At 68.3% G+C, this 18,326-nt stretch carries 17 protein-coding genes; 11 read left to right on the top strand and 6 right to left on the bottom strand.

The window, feature by feature from the left end:
- Nucleotides 1-11: 11 nt before the first annotated feature.
- The 3 genes from O3I_RS46235 to O3I_RS42490 are packed head-to-tail and all read right to left on the bottom strand — an operon-like array spanning nt 12 to nt 3,402.
- A complete protein-coding gene (locus tag O3I_RS46235) occupies nt 12-2,216 on the bottom strand; it encodes a serine/threonine-protein kinase (protein WP_014982601.1) in 2,205 nt (734 codons plus the stop codon).
- Nucleotides 2,213-3,058, bottom strand: a complete 846-nt coding sequence (locus O3I_RS09030; RefSeq protein ID WP_014982600.1) for a hypothetical protein — start codon at nt 3,056-3,058, stop codon at nt 2,213-2,215. Before O3I_RS09030 ends, O3I_RS46235 begins: the two co-directional genes overlap by 4 nt.
- Entirely contained in the window at nt 3,055-3,402 is a 348-nt protein-coding gene (locus O3I_RS42490) for a hypothetical protein (protein ID WP_014982599.1), read from the bottom strand. Before O3I_RS42490 ends, O3I_RS09030 begins: the two co-directional genes overlap by 4 nt.
- 1,764 nt (nt 3,403-5,166) lie before the next feature.
- Between O3I_RS42490 and O3I_RS09020 the strand changes: the two genes are divergently transcribed.
- The 3 genes from O3I_RS09020 (at nt 5,167) to O3I_RS09010 (ending at nt 8,906) form a co-directional block, all read left to right on the top strand.
- On the top strand, nt 5,167-7,464 hold the full coding sequence (locus O3I_RS09020; protein WP_014982598.1) for an FdhF/YdeP family oxidoreductase: 2,298 nt from the start codon (nt 5,167-5,169) through the stop codon (nt 7,462-7,464).
- A complete protein-coding gene (fdhD, locus tag O3I_RS09015) occupies nt 7,457-8,293 on the top strand; it encodes a formate dehydrogenase accessory sulfurtransferase FdhD (protein WP_014982597.1) in 837 nt (278 codons plus the stop codon). Before O3I_RS09020 ends, fdhD begins: the two co-directional genes overlap by 8 nt.
- 79 nt (nt 8,294-8,372) lie before the next feature.
- Nucleotides 8,373-8,906 (top strand): hypothetical protein, encoded by a 534-nt coding sequence (locus O3I_RS09010; protein ID WP_014982596.1) that lies wholly within the window; start codon nt 8,373-8,375, stop codon nt 8,904-8,906.
- A 116-nt stretch (nt 8,907-9,022) separates the two neighbouring features.
- On the opposite strand, the gene mihF is transcribed toward O3I_RS09010, so the two are convergent.
- Nucleotides 9,023-9,337 carry an integration host factor, actinobacterial type gene (mihF, locus tag O3I_RS09005; RefSeq protein WP_029895202.1) on the bottom strand — a complete coding sequence of 105 codons (315 nt, stop codon included), beginning with the start codon at nt 9,335-9,337 and terminating at the stop codon, nt 9,023-9,025.
- Nucleotides 9,338-9,914: 577 nt separating this feature from the next.
- Between mihF and O3I_RS09000 the strand changes: the two genes are divergently transcribed.
- The 4 genes from O3I_RS09000 (at nt 9,915) to O3I_RS08985 (ending at nt 13,275) form a co-directional block, all read left to right on the top strand.
- A complete protein-coding gene (locus tag O3I_RS09000; protein ID WP_141691973.1) occupies nt 9,915-10,430 on the top strand; it encodes an OsmC family protein in 516 nt (171 codons plus the stop codon).
- 25 nt (nt 10,431-10,455) lie between these two features.
- Complete coding sequence (locus O3I_RS08995; protein ID WP_014982593.1) at nt 10,456-11,769, top strand: bifunctional o-acetylhomoserine/o-acetylserine sulfhydrylase; 1,314 nt, start codon at nt 10,456-10,458, stop codon at nt 11,767-11,769.
- Between the two features lie 121 nt (nt 11,770-11,890).
- Nucleotides 11,891-12,268, top strand: a complete 378-nt coding sequence (locus tag O3I_RS08990; protein WP_014982592.1) for a nuclear transport factor 2 family protein — start codon at nt 11,891-11,893, stop codon at nt 12,266-12,268.
- Nucleotides 12,269-12,459: 191 nt separating this feature from the next.
- Nucleotides 12,460-13,275: a hypothetical protein gene (locus O3I_RS08985; RefSeq protein WP_014982591.1), complete on the top strand. Its 816-nt coding sequence runs from the start codon at nt 12,460-12,462 to the stop codon at nt 13,273-13,275.
- Between the two features lie 31 nt (nt 13,276-13,306).
- On the opposite strand, the gene O3I_RS08980 is transcribed toward O3I_RS08985, so the two are convergent.
- The gene (locus tag O3I_RS08980) at nt 13,307-13,813 is read right to left on the bottom strand and encodes an Lrp/AsnC family transcriptional regulator (protein ID WP_141691974.1); all 507 of its coding nucleotides are present in this window, start codon (nt 13,811-13,813) and stop codon (nt 13,307-13,309) included.
- A gap of 63 nt (nt 13,814-13,876) precedes the next feature.
- Here O3I_RS08980 and O3I_RS08975 point away from each other — a divergent pair, with 63 nt between their 5' ends.
- The 3 genes from O3I_RS08975 to O3I_RS08965 all read left to right on the top strand — a co-directional run bounded on the left by O3I_RS08975 (nt 13,877) and on the right by O3I_RS08965 (nt 16,925).
- The gene (locus tag O3I_RS08975; RefSeq protein WP_014982589.1) at nt 13,877-14,764 is read left to right on the top strand and encodes an EamA family transporter; all 888 of its coding nucleotides are present in this window, start codon (nt 13,877-13,879) and stop codon (nt 14,762-14,764) included.
- Nucleotides 14,764-15,744 (top strand): aldo/keto reductase, encoded by a 981-nt coding sequence (locus O3I_RS08970; RefSeq protein ID WP_014982588.1) that lies wholly within the window; start codon nt 14,764-14,766, stop codon nt 15,742-15,744. Before O3I_RS08975 ends, O3I_RS08970 begins: the two co-directional genes overlap by 1 nt.
- A 539-nt stretch (nt 15,745-16,283) precedes the next feature.
- Nucleotides 16,284-16,925 (top strand): PhzF family phenazine biosynthesis protein, encoded by a 642-nt coding sequence (locus O3I_RS08965; RefSeq protein WP_014982587.1) that lies wholly within the window; start codon nt 16,284-16,286, stop codon nt 16,923-16,925.
- A gap of 219 nt (nt 16,926-17,144) precedes the next feature.
- Here O3I_RS08965 and O3I_RS08960 read toward each other — a convergent pair whose 3' ends face one another.
- Nucleotides 17,145-17,762, bottom strand: a complete 618-nt coding sequence (locus tag O3I_RS08960) for a LysE family translocator (protein WP_014982586.1) — start codon at nt 17,760-17,762, stop codon at nt 17,145-17,147.
- Between the two features lie 110 nt (nt 17,763-17,872).
- Between O3I_RS08960 and O3I_RS08955 the strand changes: the two genes are divergently transcribed.
- Nucleotides 17,873-18,325 carry an Lrp/AsnC family transcriptional regulator gene (locus O3I_RS08955; protein ID WP_014982585.1) on the top strand — a complete coding sequence of 151 codons (453 nt, stop codon included), beginning with the start codon at nt 17,873-17,875 and terminating at the stop codon, nt 18,323-18,325.
- Nucleotide 18,326: the final 1 nt, after the last annotated feature.

Genomic DNA, 18,326 nt, shown 5'->3' with positions numbered 1-18,326 from the left:
TCAGTCGTACTTCACGACGTCCGACGGCGAGCACGACGAAGGTATCGGCGGCGCTTGCCGATTCGACGAGCCGCGACAGATACGGCGGCGCCCGCCGCAGCCGCCGTGGCAGTGCAACATGCGGCGGTGAAGACGGTCGGCGGTGCGGCGAGCAGGACCCATCGCGCGCCGAGCAACGCGACCGCGAGCAGCGCGGCGCTGACCGACAGTCCGAGGATATTGGCGAATCCGCCACGGCCACTGCGCAAACGACGCATGTTGGATTCCAGGTAGGCGAACGCGAAGAGTGCCAGCAGGACAACACATCCCGCGGTCGCCGTAGTGGTCGAGCGCTGGACTGTGCGGAGTTCGACGCGCTGCGTGGCGATTTCCGCACCGTTGCGCAGTAGCACCAACTCACCGGTCAGCGTGCCCGCCATGACGTGCTCGTTGACGGGCGCGGGAAGCGAGGCATTCCGATCGCCCGGCACGAAAGGCACGGTGTCCCCGCCGAGCGGCACCCCGAGCAACGTCACCTTCAACACGGCCGAATCGGTATCAATATTGTTGGCCTGCAACGGAGTCGGCTTCGTCAGATCGATCTCGATCGGACCCGCGGCCGGATCCGCACCTCCGAGCAGCACCGCGCCGGGCGCGAGATCGCCACCGACCGAGGGCCCGCTCCCCACCAGCCCCAGCACCACCGCCACCACCGTGAGCGCCAAACCGATCACGAGCGGCACCCGCGGCGAGGCTAGCGTGACCACCTGCTGGATCGGCCGCAGATCCCGCCGATCCAGCTCCACCAACCGAGCCCCGCGCGCCGGTGCCGCACCCCGCGGCCGCACCCTGGTCGTCGCCGACCCCGAAACCCGCTGCCCGGCAAAAGGCCCTACTCCCTCCGGATACCCGGACCGCGACCCGGCACCAGGCCGAACCCCGCCCGCCGGATACCACTGAACAGTAGGCGGGGCGGTACCGCGCGGAAGCCAGGATGGTGCTCTCGGCGGCGGTGTGGACTCCGGCCGGCGCGGAAGCGCCGTGGTATCGGCTTGCGGCGGTAGGGTTTTGGCGGGCTCCGGAGCAGGTGGCCGGTTGGGGCCGGTTGGATCTCGGGGGTCGGGGCGCGGTGTGTGCTCGGCTATCCGTGCGGAGGGGAGCGTTTCGTCCGTGGCACGGTTACGGTCCTGTGCGACGGGACGGAACGGGGGCGGGGTGTGGTATGCCTCGGGCGGAAGCGGGGCAGGAGGGGTTTCGGAAGTGTGAACGCGGCTGGGCGTGGGTGGGGTTCCGGGGTGATAGGGCGGTTGGGGGCGGCTGCTGCCGGTCGCGGCGGCGACTATGGTGTCGGCGCCGATTACCGGGATGCCGACGGGGGCGAGCCAATTCTGGCCCCAGCAGTGGACAGCCGGGCGGGCGAGGGCGACGCCGAAGGATTCGGCGGTGTCGAAACGTTGGGCGGGATCGGTGGCGAGACCGCGCATCACGACGGCGGCAATGGGTTCCGGCACGCTCGGCGCGACCTCACCGAGCGGGATCGGCTCGTCGAAGGCGTGCGCGAACAGCATGGCCAGCGGTCCCTCACCCGGCGGGAACGGCAGCACACCCGACAGCAGCTGATAGAGCATCGTGGCCAAGGCGTACACGTCGGTGGCCGGTGAGAGTGGTTGTCCGCGAGCCTGTTCCGGTGCGATATAGGAAGGGGTGCCGATGATGTCGCCCGCTTTGGTCACCAAAGTCTCGTCACCGCCGACGATCTTGGCGATGCCGAAGTCGGTCAGTTTGATCGCACCGCCCGCCGCGAACATCAGATTCGCCGGTTTGACGTCGCGGTGCAGCACCCGATGCCGGTGCGCGGCCGTCAATCCGGCCGCGCAGGACAGCGCGATCGCGACGGCGCTCGCGAAATCGTAACCGTCCGTGGCGAACCGCTCGCCCACCGTGCCGCCCGGCAGGTACTCCATCACCAGCAGGCACAACTCCTCGTGCTCCAGGTAGTCGAAAACCCGCACCACATGCGGATGATCGATGGCGGCGAGCACCCTGGCCTCGGCGACGAACCGGCGCCGGACCCGTTCGTCGTGCACGAACTGCGCCGGAATCTGTTTGATCGCCACCGGTCTGCGCAGCCTGCGGTGGGTCCCCGCGAGCACCACACCGCACCCGCCTCGGCCGAGTTCCGCGCCGATGTCGTAGGCAGGCAACGCCTCCCGCAGCCGCTCCCCCTGCTCGGTCACAACCCGGGCCTCTCGGGCGGGAACCGTTGCGTGTCCACCTCAGCGAACTCGTCCAGCTCCGCAGCCTCGTCCGGCTCGTCGTCTGCTGCCTCATCCGGTTCCGGCGTCGGTGACGCGTAGCCGAGCAGGAACGCGACGGCGGCGGTGACACCGGCGAAGGCCAGCCACAGGCTGGTGTCCGGCACCCACCACCGGGCGACCGACGCGGTGAACGCGAACACCAGCCCGATCCCGAGCCCAGGGGCGAGCAAACGCAACCCGCGCTGCCAGCGATTTGCCGAAAGCCGATGGCGCGCAACGGCCAGCGCCGCATCCGCGATCGCCAGTGCGGTGAGGACCGCGAGCGCGATCCCGAACAACCCGTAGACCGACCACAGCGACCCGCGCACATCGGTGATCAACGGGATGGCCGCCACCTTCGCGCTGTCCGCGCCGTACACCGCGAGCTCGCCGCCGAGGAACCCGACCGCCTGCCCCTCCAGCCCACGCAACTCCAGCCGATATCGCAGCGATTCGGCCCCGCCCGGCGGGATGGTCAATTCGACGGCGGTGGAATAGGAGAAGAAGCTCAGCCCGAGCACCTGCCCGGCCAGATCCACGTGCCGGATCTCGACCGGCGCGCCTGTCTTGTTGGACAGTTCGATCGAGACCCGGACGGTGCTGCCCGGCTCGAGCCGCAACGGGTCATCGACGGAAGTGTCCGCGATATCGCGTCCGTCGACATTGGCGGACATGTCGACCCCGTCCGGACGCGCCGTCGCCGGTGCCGCAGGACCCCACAGCACAGTCAGCAGCAGCATCGGCCCGAGCACAGCTCCGATGCCGCGGCGCAGACCGCTCATTCGCCCCTCCGTGCCGGTAGATGCGAAACCAGCCGATGGCCGTAGTACCAGCTGCCGAACAGAAGGAAGAACAGGATCACCGTCACAGTGCCGGTGCCGGAACCGATGCTGCTGACCAGCACCACGTCCAGCGGAGCGGTCAGCGTCCGTCCGCATTTCGCCGTCACCTCATGCCTGCCCACCTCGACAGTGCCGGTGGTCAACGGCACTTCGAACGCGCCGTCCGGTCCCGCCACGGTCTTACCCACGGCCACGTCCCCGATCGCGACCTGAACCGGAGCCTGCGGATCGCAACCGCGCCCACTCGCCCGGACCCCGGCACCGGGACCGATCGCCGTCGGCATGAGAGCCAAAGCAGGAGAAGGGAATTCACGCGGCAACGGTTGCGGTGCCGGCTCCGGTGGAAGCACGGTGGGCACCCGCGCCGGATTCCGCGGCGGCACAACCGCATCCGGCGGGCGCGGCGGTGGCGGTGCCGGAACGTCGGGTGGCCTGGGATCACCCGGCACGGGCTCGCCCGGCTTGGGATCGCAGGAGTCAGGACTGCCAGGTTTGGGATCACACGGCGGGGGTTCGCACGGCCTGGAACTACCGGGCCTCGGGTCACACGGCTGCGGATCACACGGCCTGGAACTACCGGGCCTCGGATCACACGGCTGCGGATCACACGGCCTCGAACTACCCGGCTTAGGGTCACATGGCTGCGGGTCGCACGGCCTGGAACTACCCGGCGTCGGATCGCACGGCTGCGGGTCGCACGGCCTCGAACTTCCGGGCTTCGGATCACACGGCTGCGGATCGTTCGGTTTCGGATCCCCCGGCTTGGGATCACCGGGTTTTGGATCGCTAGGCGTCCCGGGGTCCGGCCTCGGATGCCCCGGCCGCGGCTCCCCTGGTTTCGGATCGCCGGATGGTCCAGGACACGTCGGCCCATCCCCCTCACCGCAGGGAACAGGCTGCCGAGGTTGCGGCGCCACCGGCCCATCCCGCGTCCCGCTCCCCTCCGGCTGAGCAGGCACATCCCGCGCCCCACCATTCGGCGGCGGCGGAGGCTGCTGCGGCGGAGGTTGCTGCTGCGGCGGCGGCGGAGGCGGTGGAGGAGGAGGCGGCGGCGGAACCTGCGCCGGAGCAGGCGCTCCCGTCCCATCCCTGGTCCCACCCCCATCCGACGCCGGCGGCTTGGGCGTCGTCGGCTGCCGCACCAGCACGGGCCCCGCCCACCCGACCGAACCGCCCGAAGCCGCGAGTACCTGCGCCGGAACAAGGGCCGCTGGCCCATCCCCTTCCACCTTCGGACTCGTCAGCAACCCGACCGGCACCGGCTCAGCCAACCCATCAGGCAGCCCGGAGCCATCCGCATCGTCCAGGACTCCTTTGCCGTCGAGGACGAAGAGAAGCCCACCTGCACCGGTCTTATCCGCGCGCAGTTCTTGCCCCGCCATGTCTGTCCTCGGCGACAGGTGCGACAGGTACTCAGCGGACCGGCCGTCGACCAGCCAGTTCCCGTCTCGCCCGCCGTCGACCCATAGGGATAGGGTCTGCCCTGCGGCGCCCGGTCCCGCGTCGGCCAACTCTTCAGGCACCTCGATGGCCGTCGAACCGCCGCGGGTCCAAGCGATCGCCTGCCCCGGCACGCCAGTCGACTCACCACGCGGAGCCGGGGGGAACCCCGCCGCACCGACCCCGAGTTCACCCCCGACGGCCGCACCACAGCTCAATGCCACGACGCACAGCACCCCCAGCCCAGCGACTTGTCTCGCATGCCGGGTTCGCGCCTGCCGGGACAGTGCACCGACACGCGCAACGACTGGTGCCAACGTCCCCATCGGCCGTGCTCTCGCTAGGCGTACCTCCGCCGTCGCTTCGGTCAAGTGGTGTGCCGGCGGAGTCCGTCCGGCCGCCCCCTGATGCGTGCGGATCACTAGCATCGTAATGCTCTGTGCGCCAACGCGGAGCCAACTCCGGCGTGCCGCTCGCCGCCTGTCGCGCAGCTGGGCGCGGCGCCGGGGCGCGGCGCATGTTCCGCCCCCTGGACGTTCCCAGTGCATACCATCGAGGTAGCCGGTCCCCTGCCCGACTCAGACACTGCGAAGAGGACAATACGAACTATGCACCGTAACGGGCCGACCCAGGATATCGACGAGTCCGAGCTCACCGTCTCCGCGCCGAAGGAGCAGGCGGCGGGTGTCACCGCGGTCGCGGTGTCGCTGCGCCGCGCGGTGGAGGAGATGGGCGTGATTCGCACTGCCCGCACTTTGGCGCGGGTCAACCAGGTGCACGGCTTCGACTGCCCCGGCTGCGCCTGGCCGGAGCCGACGGGTCATCGCCGCCCGGCCGAGTTCTGTGAGAACGGCGCGAAGGCGGTGGCCGAGGAGGCCACGCTGCGCACGGTCACGCCGGAGTTCTTCGCCGCGCATTCGATCGATGAGCTGGCGGGCAAGTCGGGGTATTGGCTCGGCCAGCAGGGCCGGTTGACCCATCCGATGGTGTTGCGCCCCGGCGACACTCATTATTCGCGGATCGGGTGGGACGACGCCTACCGGTTGATCGCGGATCAGCTGGGCGCCTTGGCTTCTCCCGACGAGGCGGTCTTCTACACCTCCGGTCGCACCAGCAACGAGGCCGCGTTCCTGTACCAGCTGCTGGTCCGCAGCTTCGGCACGAACAATCTGCCGGACTGTTCGAATATGTGCCACGAGTCCTCGGGCGCCGCGCTGTCCAGCTCGATCGGTATCGGCAAGGGTTCGGTGTCGATCGACGATTTCGCCGCGGCGGACCTGATCATCGTCGCCGGGCAGAATCCCGGCACCAACCATCCGCGCATGCTGAGCGCGCTGGCGAACGCGAAATCCGAAGGCGCCAGGATCATCGCGATCAATCCGCTGCCCGAGACCGGCTTGCTCGGTTTCCGGGATCCGCAGACCGTCAAGGGTTTCACCACCGGTGTCGCGATCGCCGACGACTTCCTGCAGATCCGTTTGGGCGGTGACATGGCGCTGTTCCAGGCGCTGGGCAGGTTGTTGTTCGAGGCGGAGGATCGCGCTCCGGGCACCGTCGTCGACCGGGAATTCGTCGATGCGCACTGTGCGGGTCTGGCCGAGTACGAAAAGCAGGTCCGCGCCGTCGATTTCGATACTGTGCTCGCCGCGACCGGCCTGAGCCGGGCCGAGATCGACCGCACCGCGAAATATCTGGCCGAGGCGAACAACGTCATCATCTGCTGGGCGATGGGCCTGACCCAGCAGTCGCACGGTGTCGCGACCATCGAGGAGGCGACGAATCTGCTGTTGCTGCGCGGGATGATCGGCAAACCGGGCGCGGGAGTCTGCCCGGTGCGCGGACATTCGAACGTGCAGGGCGACCGCACCATGGGCATCTGGGAGAAGATGCCGGACACCTTCCTCGACGCGCTGGACCGGGAGTTCGGCATCACCAGCCCGCGCAAGCACGGTTGGGACACGGTCGACGCCATCCGCGCCATGCGGGACGGTCGCGCCGCGGTGTTCGTCGGGATGGGCGGTAATTTCGTCTCGGCCACCCCCGATACCGAGGTGACCGAGACCGCCCTGCGCAATTGCGCACTGACGGTACAGATTTCCACCAAACTCAACCGCAGCCATGTCGTACACGGCCGGACCGCGCTGATCCTGCCGACGCTCGGCCGCACCGACAAGGATCTGCGTGACGGCCTGAAACAGCAAGTGTCGGTGGAGGATTCGATGTCGATGGTGCATCTGTCCACCGGTCGGCTCGATCCGGTGAGCAAGCACCTGCGCAGCGAGGTCGCGATCGTCTGCGATCTGGCCCTGACCCTGTTCGGCGCGGATCATCCGGTGCCGTGGGCGCGTTTCCGCAGCGACTACGACACCATCCGCGACGCGATCTCCCGGGTGGTTCCCGGTTGCGCCGACTACAACGCCAGGGTGCGCGCCCGTAACGGTTTCGTCCTACCGCACCCGCCCCGGGACAGCCGCGAATTCCGTACCAGCACCGGCAAAGCCAACTTCGCGGTGAACGAACTCACCTGGACCCCGGTCCCGGAGGGCAGACTGATCCTGCAGACGCTGCGCAGTCACGACCAGTACAACACCACCATCTACGGCTTGGACGACCGCTACCGCGGCGTGCACGGCGGCCGCAAGGTGGTCCTGGTGCACCCCGAGGACATCACGGCGCTCGGCTTCGCCGAAGACGAACTGGTGGACGTGATCTCGGAGTGGACCGACGGCACCGAGCGCCGCGTCGAGGGTTTCCGCCTGGTCGGTTATCCGACCCCGCGCGGTAACGCCGCCGCCTACTACCCCGAGACGAATCCGCTTGTGCCGCTGGACCATGTCGCGGCGCGGTCGAATACGCCGGTCTCCAAATCGGTCACCATCAGATTGCAGCGTGCCAGTCATGAGTAGAGTCACCGCCCGCCGCCGGACGCGCCGGATCTCGCCGACCGGAGAGATCCAGCGCCCCGACACCCTGGCCGTCGAAGAGCCGCTGGAGATCCGGATCGGCGGCCGGTCGCTGACCGTCACCATGCGCACGCCGGGTAACGATGTGGACCTGGTGCACGGATTCCTGTTGAGCGAGGCCATGATCGGCGTCGCCGAGGACATCACGGCGGCTCGCTACTGTTCGGGCACCGACGACGACGGCCGCAACACCTACAACGTCCTCGATCTCACGCTGCGCAACCCGGTCCCGGTGCAGACCCGCAGCTTCCTGACCACCGGCGCCTGCGGGCTCTGCGGAAAGACCGCCCTGGACGAGGTGCGCAAGAACACCCGCTACCCGATCGCCGAGAAGGGCATCGCGGTGGACCCGCACACGCTCGGCGCCATGCCGGAGACGTTGCGCGGCAAGCAATCCCTGTTCGAGGCCACCGGTGGGCTGCACGCGGCGGGCCTGTTCGCGGCCGACGGCACGGTGCTCGCCGTGCGCGAGGACATCGGCAGGCACAACGCGGTGGACAAGGTGATCGGCTGGGCGCTGCGGCAGAATCGGGTCCCCGCAGCCGATCTGGTGCTCATCGTGAGCGGGCGCGCCTCGTTCGAGCTGGTGCAGAAGGCGGTGATGGCGGGCATTCCGATGCTCGGCGCGGTCTCGGCGCCCAGTTCGCTCGCGGTCGACCTGGCCGCCGAAGCGGGGCTGACGCTGGTCGGATTCCTGCGCGGCGACACGATGAACGTCTACACCCACCCGGATCGGGTCGTCGCCTCGAACGCCACGCCGATGCCGGCCTGAGTACCCTTGCCCGACCCGAACACCGGCTTTACCGTGACAGCTACGTGATCGGAGCGGTTCGGCGGGAACGGAGAGACCGATGCGGATTTCGGTGGAGGGCACGCAGGAGGGGCTGCGCGTGCGGATGCGGTTCGAGCAGTATCGCCGCCGCCTGCTGGCGACTCGAATCGTCTTGGTGGTGCTGGCCGTTCAAGGCGCGATCAGCGGACTGTGGGCCACGGTGGCGCCGCACTCCTGGTACACCAGCTTTCCCGGTTTCGGCATGCGGTGGGTCGCGGCGGACGGCCCGTACAACCATCATCTCGCGGCCGATGTCGGCGCGTTCTTCCTCGCCTTGACCGCGGTATCGATCGCCGCGCTGGTCGTCGACGGCACCACCGTGGCACGGATCGCGGGCTTGGGCTGGCTCTTCTTCAGCGTGCCGCATGTCGTCTATCACCTCTTCCACCAACCCGACGGGATGAGCACCGTGAGCTTCACGCTGAGCGTGCTCGCCTCGGCCCTGCTGGTGGCGCTCGCCGCGGCCTGCGTGCTGCTGCCGCCGCGCGGCGATATTCCGATGTCGGATCCGAGCCCGATCACCGTCCGGTTTCCACGCCGCAAACGGGGTTAGCGACGACAACGCCCCACAGCCCGTGCCGGCGCTGTGGGGCGTTTGAACTGTCTAGGCGGTCGTGCGCGGGCTCAGCCGCGCCACCGAGGTAGAGCTGTTCGGTCCGCTTAGCCCCGTCAGTCCTTCAGGGCGTCGAGCAGGGCCGCACGCTGCCGCGCGCCGAGCCCACCGATACGACGATCCTCCGGGATCTCGGCCTGGTCCATCAGCTTGGCCGCCTTCACCGGTCCGACACCGGGCAGAGCCTTGATCACCGCGGCGACCTTGGTCTTCTTGACCAGCTCATCGGAGTCGGCCTTCTTCAGCAGATCGGCGACCGAAACCTTGCCCGCCTTCACCTTGCCGATCAGTTCGGAGCGCGCCTTGCGGACCGCTGCCGCTTTGGCCAGCGCCTCAGTGCGCTGCTCCGCGGTCATGGTAGGCAGTGCCATGTCTCCTCCGCTTCCACTCGTCACTCGAACATCTGGTTGACCGGACCGAGTAAACAGCACTTCACCGGCAGCGCAAGGTCGACACACCGGGACCATTTCGGCGGAGTTAGCGATGAGTTTCCTGGACCGGGGCCGTTGGGAGCAGTAATCGAGCGGCACACAACGGGCAAATGGGATGAACAATGACTTCCGGTCCGTACACCGAAACGGACGTAACACCGCACCCGATCGATGCGACACAATGGACGAAAGCATCAGCGCGGGATCAAGGTTCAACGGCGAACCACGGGAGATCAACGGCGATTTCCGGCTCCGGGCGCGATCGGTTTCCCCGATCGTCACCGTGTCTCGTCAGCGCCGATGCCGACAAAAGAAGAGCGACTGCGGGGGCAAGCCAAACTTTGGGGGGACTTCGCGACCGGCCGAAGCGCCGTCGCCCGTTCGATGATTGAGCGGATCCATTGCTTGACCGCCCCCGCAGGCGTCGAACGAGGACGAAAGCAGCGGCGTCCACCGTTGGGTTCTGTCCGAATCAAACCATCGTCAGCGCGTGCCGGGCTTCCTACCGTTCACAGCCGTGACCACTCATCTGAGCACTCCGCTCAACGATATCGGCGACGCCACCGCACAAGCGGTCGCGACCGACCCCGCGAACGCGCTGGTGGTGTTCCGCGCCGCAGGCACCCCGGACGGCCCCGTGGGCAGCACGATCACCGCGCGCAGGCACGTCGTCCGGGTAGACGAACCACCCACGCTCGGCGGCGACGACACCGCCGCCAACCCCGTCGAGGTCTACCTCGCCGCGCTGATCTCCTGCCAGGTGGTGACCTACCGCTTCTGGGCCCAGCGACTCGGGATCGCCGTCGACGAACTCGAGGTCCAGGCCGAGGGAGATCTCGACGTCCGCGGCTTCTTCGGCTTGGACGACAGCGTCCGCGCCGGCTTCCAGGCCGTCCGGGTGACCGTCCGGATCTCCGGACCGGAGACGCCGCAGCGCTACGCGCAGCTCCAGCGCTCGGTCGACGCGCACTGCCCGGTCCTCGATCTCAGCACCGGCGTCACACCGGTCGAAACCACCCTGATCACCCACTAGCCACCGCGATAACCCAGGAGCATCGATGACAGAGTCGCTCGACCCGTCCGCGACGTGGAGTTTCGAGACCAAGCAGGTCCATGTCGGCCAGGTCCCCGACGGCGCGACCAGCGCCCGCGCGCTGCCGATCTACCAGACCACCTCCTACACCTTCCGCGATACCGACCATGCGGCGGCGCTGTTCGGTCTGGCCGAACCGGGCAACATCTACACCCGGATCATGAACCCCACCCAGGACGCGGTGGAGCAGCGGATCGCGGCGCTCGAGGGCGGCGTCGCGGCGCTGCTGCTCTCGTCCGGGCAGGCGGCGGAGACGCTGGCGATCCTGAACCTCGCGGGCGCGGGTGATCACCTGGTGTCCAGTCCACGGCTGTACGGCGGCACCTACAACCTCTTCCACTACACGCTGCCCAAACTCGGCATCGAGGTGTCCTTCGTCGACGACCCGGACGACCTCGAACAGTGGCGCGCCGCGATCCGGCCGAACACCAAGGCGTTCTACGGCGAGACCATCTCGAATCCGCAGAACCACATCTTCGACATCCGCGGCATCGCCGACGTCGCGCATGCCGCGGGCGTTCCGCTCATCGTCGACAACACCGTCGCCACACCGTATTTGATCCAGCCCTTCGCGCACGGCGCCGACATCGTGGTGCACTCGGCGACCAAGTATCTCGGCGGGCACGGCTCGGCCATCGCCGGCGTCATCGTCGACGGCGGCACCTTCGACTGGACCGTCCGGTCCGGCGAGGAGCCGCGTTTCCCCGGTTTCGTGGTCCCCGATCCCAGCTACCACGGTGTGGTGTACGCGGATCTGGGTGCGCCCGCGTTCGCGCTCAAGGCCCGGGTGCAGCTGCTGCGTGATCTGGGCGCGGCGGTCTCGCCGTTCAACGCGTTCCTGATCAGCCAGGGGCTGGAGACGCTGAGCCTGCGCATCGAGCGGCACGTGAGCAATGCCCATCAGGTGGCCGAATTCCTCAGCAGCAGGCCGGAAGTCACCTCGGTGTCCTATGCCGGGCTGCCGTCCTCGCCGTGGTACGAACGCGGGAAGACGCTGGCGCCGCGGGGTGCGGGCGCGGTGATCGGGTTCGAACTCGCCGGCGGCGTCGACGCGGGCAAACGTTTCGTCGAGGCGCTGACCCTGCACAGCCACGTCGCCAATATCGGCGATGTGCGCTCGCTGGTCATCCACCCGGCCTCCACCACGCATTCCCAGCTGACCCCCGACGAACAGCTCAGCTCCGGCGTCACCCCGGGACTGGTCCGGCTCGCGGTGGGTATCGAGGGAATCGAGGACATCCTCGCCGATCTGCGCGCCGGGTTCGCCGCCGCCGGGTAGCGAGCGGGCACGCCCTCGGGCGGGATGGGCGAAACCATCCCGCCCGTTTGCCGTTTCGTCCGCGCCGACATGCTGCTACGCTGCCGGAATTAGAACACGTTTCAATTCCGCAGGAGTTCAGATGACCGAGCAGATCCGTGATGTCGTCGACCGGTACGTCAAGTTGGTCGGCTCGGGTCCGACCGAAGCCATCGTCGAGCTCTACGCGCCCGAGGCGACCGTCGAAGACCCGGTGGGCGCACCGGTGCGGCACGGCCACGAGGCCATCCGCGAGTTCTACGAGATCCTCGCGCCCCTGGACCGCGAGACCGAATTGCGCACCGACTCGGTGCGCGTCGCGGGCAACGAGGTGGCCTTCCAGTTCACGATCATCACGCGCGTCGGCGGCCAGCGCTTCACCATGTCGCCCATCGACTACATGGAATTCGACGACACGGGCAAGATCGTGCGCATGCGTGCCTTCTGGAGCCAGGACGACATGGCCATCGAACCGGAGTGACGCGCCGCGTTTTTCGGTGCAATCGACCGCGTGGCGTGTTGTTGGCGCGCGGAATCGACTAGGAAGAGTGGGTATCGGGGCCTCGCGTCCGATACCCTCTCATCGAGCTGGGACCCAGCTCTCGGTGAGCGGGCTGCCCGGCGTCTTGCTATTTGTCGAGTTCCGTTCAGCACATCCACTTTTGGAGCCGCATGCCCGACGAACACCCCATCGACGAAGTCGCACAGCTGGCCAGGCGGGTCGAGCGGGCCCGCGGACGGCTCGCCTACCAGTTCGATCCCGCGCTGACCGACGTACTGGCCGAGGACGAGCTGGAGGCCGAGCGCGAGCTGGCCGAACGCATCCGCACGCAGGAGCGCGGCCAGCGGTGGAAGTACGCCCAGGCCGTGTCCGCCGCGGCCGACCGCGCCCGGCAGACCAAGGAAGCCATCGACAAGGCCGACATCCGCGATCTGCTGATGGCGCGCAAGGCCATTGCCGCGCAACGCCGGGAATCCAGCCCGCACGCCCAGCTGGCGTCGCTGTACCGGCACCGTACGTGGTCGCTGCGCGCGCTGGCCGGCGTGGTGATCGCGGGCATGCTGTGGTCGGCGGTCAACGTGCAGCACAACATCGCGCCGGACGGTGCAGGCGACCCCCTGTACTGGTTCAGCTACCTGGTCGAGGCGATGATCAGCGTCTGCCTGGTGATCATCATGGTGGGCACCACCAAGATCACCGAGTGGGGCGTGCTGGACAGTCGCACACAGGTCGTCGCCGCCGAGGTCGCGTTGCTCGCGCTGACGGTCGGGCTCAACACCTACCCGCACGTGCGCGACGGCCGCTGGTTCGACGCGGGCGTGCACGCCGTCGCGCCGGTGATGATCGGCGTCGCGTTGCTCACCCACGACGCCGCGAATTCCCGCTACAGCCAAGCGATCGCGCGCGCCACCGAACACATCCGCGACAACCCCAACACCCCCTGGCCGCGAGCCGAGAGCGGTCTGCTCAACACCGCCCGCGCATAATCGCGCCTCCCGCACCCACTCGCCGCGCTCACTAACGCTTGCGCTGCGCGGGGACGGGTAAGGGGCGGCGGGGTACCGGCTCGGATACCACGATCGAGGTGGTGGTCTGGCCGAACATGAGGAACCCGTCGAGCAGTTCCTCCAGTTCGCCGATCGACGGACCGTGCACCTTCAGCAGGAAGCAGTCCTCGCCGGTGATCCGGAAGCACTCGACCACCTGCGGGGTGTCCCGAGCGGCCGCCACAATCTTGGGCAGCTGGCCGGGCCCGGGCCGGATGCGCACCAGCGCGGTCACCGGCATGCCGAGCGCGGCCGGGTCCACCTCCATCCGGAAGCCGGTGATCACGCCGCTCTGCTCCAGGCGCTGCACCCGCTCGGTGACCGCGGGCGCCGACATGCCGACGCGGCGCGCGAGTTCGGACATGGACAGTCGCGGATCGGCGTGCAACTCGTTGAGCAGGCGCACATTCACCTCGTCCAACAGCCGTGCCCGATCGGTGAAGGCAATATTGCCGTTCGGCCTTGATTTTCCAGACAACTCACGCCATCTTCCTGGATAGTGCCATTCCGGCCGTGGGTATTTCTTCGGAAGATACTCCGCATGACCGAATCGTCACGGATCGTCGCACAGCGCAGGCCCCCACGGGTGCCCGCCGTGACCTACTTCGGCATCAGCGCGCTCTTCCATTACCTCGGTCCCGCCTGCGCGGTGCTGCTGTTCGTCCGGGTGGATGTGCTCGGCGTGGCGTGGCTGCGGATCGCCAGCGCCGCACTGGTGTTCGCGGCCTGGCGCCGGCCGTGGCGGTTGCTCCGGCGCGGCACCGCCGAGCAGCGGCGGGTGCTGCTCGCGCTCGGGATCGTGCTCGCGGCGATGAACGCGACCTTCTACCTCGCCATCGCACGGTTACCGCTGGCCACCGTCGGCGCGATCGAATTCCTCGGGCCGATCGTGCTCGCCGCGATCGGTCTACGCAACGGCCGCAACATGATCGCCCTCGTGCTCGCGGCCGGCGGGGTCGTCGCGCTGACCGATATCCAGCTGGCCGGCGCGCCGACCGGATTCGTCTTCGCGTTCGCCAACTGCGCGCTGTTCCTGCTGTACGTGCTGCTCGGCCACCGGATCGCCAACAGCGCAGCGGTTTCCGGCCTCGACCAGCTCGCCGCCGCGATGTCGATCGCCGCGGTGGTGGCGACGCCGTTCTGTCTCGGCGCTGCTGTCCCGGCGTTCACCAGTCCCGCGGCATTGCTCGCCGGGATCGGCGTCGGGCTCTGCTCCTCGGTCATTCCCTACGTGACCGATCAGCTCGCCATGGCGCGACTGCGTCGCAGCACCTTCGCCCTGCTGCTCAGCATCCTCCCCGCGGTCGCGGCGGTGATCGGGATCGTGGTGCTCGCCCAAGTCCCCACCGTCCAGGAGCTGGCCGGCATCGCGCTGATCGCCGCGGGCGTCTCAATCCACCAGGAAAAACACGAAAACGAGGAGAACTGATGGAATACATCCGGCTCGGACACACGGGTCTGAACGTGTCCCGGATCTGCCTGGGCATGATGAGCTACGGCGACCCCGCGTCGTGGGCGTGGGTGCTCAGCGAAGACGCCGCCGAACCGATCGTCCGGCAGGCCGCCGAGTCGGGAGTGAACTTCTTCGACACCGCGGACATGTACTCCGCGGGAGTCAGCGAATCGATCACCGGGCGGCTGCTGGGCAAGCTGTTCCCGCGCCGCGACGACTACGTGCTGGCCACCAAGGTGTACTTCCCGATGGGTTCGGGGCCGAACGACAAAGGCTTGTCCCGCAAACACATCATGTCCGCCATCGACGCCTCGCTCGATCGGCTGGGTGTCGACCACGTGGACCTATATCAGATCCACCGCTGGGACGACGAGACGCCGATCGAGGAAACCATGCAGGCGCTCCACGAGGTGGTCACCGCCGGGAAAGCGCGGTATCTCGGCGCATCCAGCATGTTCGCCTGGCAGTTCGCGAAGGCGCAGCACGTCGCCGGAACGCACGGCTGGACGAAGTTCGTCGCGATGCAGAACCACTACAACCTCGTCTACCGGGAGGAGGAACGCGAGATGCTCCCACTCTGCCGCGACCAGGGCGTCGGCGTGATCCCCTGGAGTCCGCTCGCCCGCGGACTCCTCACCGGCTCCCGCACCCGCGGCGGCCACCCCACCACTGCCCGCGCCGGCTCCGACCACATCGCCGCGAACATGTACACCGACAACGACTTCGACGTCGTCGACGCGGTCCGCCGAGTAGCCGCCGCCCGCGACCTGCCGCCCGCCCAGATCGCCCTCGCCTGGCTCCTCGGCCGCCCCGGCATCACCGCCCCCATCATCGGCGCCACCAAACCGAACCACCTGAACGACGCACTCGACGCCATGCGGCTACATCTCACCGACGACGAAATCACCACACTGGAAACCCCCTACCGCCCCCACCCAGTCCTCGGCCACCACTAACCCGGTCGTCTGATGCCCGGGCCCCACCAGGCATCGCCGCCCCGCACCATCCGCGATGGCACAGCCACCACAACCCCGGCCACCCAGCGACACGACCCGCTGCCGCACCACTCCCGTTGCGCCGCACCCTTTCTGAGCCTTCGCACCCTCTGCGGCCAGCCACAGCAGGTGCGCGAAGACAGAACGGGTGCGGCTAGGGCGCTTGGGTCATCGGCCGCGCCGATCCGGTGGCGCAGAGGCCGCTGCGCATGCGCACCCTCCCCTGCGTCGCAGCACACCGCCTCGCCGTCGGAGTCGAGATTGATCGCCGCCCGCCGCCACACGCGCTGAACTGCTGCGCTCTTCTGCTGCGTCGCACCATTTCTGAGCCTTCGCACCCGCGACGGCCTGCCACAGCGGGTGCGGGAACGCAGAACCGGTGCGGCTGCGGCGGCACACCGCTACGCACGTGCGCACCTCTGCCGCCACCGGCTGGTACGCACACTCGGCCGTTGCCGATGCGGCGGCATCCCCCGGCGCGGGCGTGGTTGACTCGTCGGATGATCGAGTACGACGTGCTGCGGGTGTTCTGCGGGGCCGGGGGTGGTTTCGGTAACCGGCTCGGGGTGGTGCGGGACGGGGGTGCCGTTGCGGAGGTCGGGGCGCGGCAACGTTTTGCCGCGGAGTTGGGGTTCAGTGAGACGGTGTTCGTCGATGACGCGGAGGGCGGGGTCATCGATATCTACACCCCGACGGTGCGCCTTCCTTTTGCCGGGCATCCGTGCGTCGGGACCGCCTGGTTGCTCGGTGCGTCCGAACTCGTGACCGCGGCGGGCGTCGTCGGCGTCCGGCACGACGACGAATTCACCTATATCGCAGCGCGATCCGCGTGGGCACCGCCACGGACGTTGCGCCAGTACGGATCCGCGGCCGAGGTGGACGCGCTGACCGTACCCGAGCCGGGCGAATGGATCTACGCTTGGGCCTGGCAGGACGAGCGCGCCGGTCACGTGCGGGCCCGCGCCTTCCCGGGCCGCGGCGACGGCATCGACGAGGACGAAGCAACGGGCGCCGCCGCCCTGCTCCTCACCGCCGAACTCGCACGCCCCCTGCATATTTCGCAAGGGCAAGGCTCGATCATCGTGACCGCACCACAGCCGGACGGACTGATCGAAGTCGGTGGACGCGTAACAGCCGGATAGGACCAGCACCAGCCGATCCACAGCCGGAAGGCTTACCGAGGGCGGCGGGCGACTAGTACGCGAGTAACGCTGCAGCAGAACACTTCTCGCCATGCGGCCCGCCCGTCTCACCGAGTCGGCCGCACCGCAGCAACTTTTACCGAAGCTCGCACTCAATCGCGCACATAGTAATGCCCGAGCGTGTCGTCATAGCGCCCGGACGGACGGCAGCACCGGCGCTCAGATCAAACGCTCCACCAGCAGCAACCCGCCGATCACGAGCATCGCGACACCGGAGATGCGGGTGACGATCCGGGCCGCGGTCGGCCGGGCGCGCAGCACGGTCCGGGCCAGTACGCCGACGCAGAGGTAGATCACCGCACAGCTGAGCGTGTGGATCAGCCCCAGTGCGCCGATCTGGGCGGCGAGCGGCCAACTCCCGGTCCGGTCGGTGAACTGCGGCAGCAAGGCCACGAAAAGCAACAGCGCCTTGGGATTCAGGCCACTGATCCCGATGCCGCGCAGCAGGCTCGCGCCCCACGGCGCGGGATTCTGCTCCCCCGCTACCGCGGTGGGCGCGTTCGACGCGACCAGCGTCGTCCCGCCGAGCCACATCAGATACAGGCCGCCGAAGACCGTAAGCGCCGTCAGCACAACCGGATTCCGATCGACAACGGCCGCGACGCCGGCCGCGACCACCACGGTCAGCGCGACATATCCCAGCAGCAGCCCGCCGACCGCGGGGACCACCGACCGCTCCCGCAGTCCCGCGGCGATCGCGTACGCCCAGTCCGCACCGGGTACCAGGATCAGCAGCACCGACACCGTCCAGAACGCGGCGATGTACCCGACAGCCATACCCAACCCTCTCCCTCGAACACCGACCCCAAGGAAGGATAGGTGCGATCAACCGGGAGGTGATTCCAATTTCTCGCAGGTAGGCGCACGATTATGGAAGAATCTTCCGCATGGATCGGATCGACCGGAAGATTATTGCCGAGCTACAGCACGACGGCCGTTTGACGATCACCGAACTCGCCGCCCGGGTGCGCCTCAGTCTCTCGCCGTGTCACCGCCGGTTACGGGAGCTGGAGAAGTCGGGGGTGATCCGCGGCTATCGCGCGCTGGTCGACGCAGCGGCCGTCGGCTTGACCTTCGAGGCGCTGGTCTTCGTCACGATGCGGCAGGAGGATCGCCCCACCGTGGCCGCCTTCGAGCAGGCGGTCGCGGAGATACCGCATGTGCTGCAAGCACAGCGCCTGTTCGGCGACCCCGACTTCCTGTTGCGTGTGGTCGCCGCGGATCTGCCTGCGTTCCAACAGCTTTACGACGAGCGCCTGGCGACGCTGCCCGGCGTGCAACACCTCACGTCGACCTTGGTGATGAAGCATGTGGTGCACGAGCGACCGGTGCCGCTGTGAC

The organism is Nocardia brasiliensis ATCC 700358 (assembly GCF_000250675.2).
Lineage (GTDB): Bacteria > Actinomycetota > Actinomycetes > Mycobacteriales > Mycobacteriaceae > Nocardia > Nocardia brasiliensis_B.
Note: the sequence above shows the minus strand (reverse complement) of the source record. Positions and strands in the feature narration are given on the sequence as shown.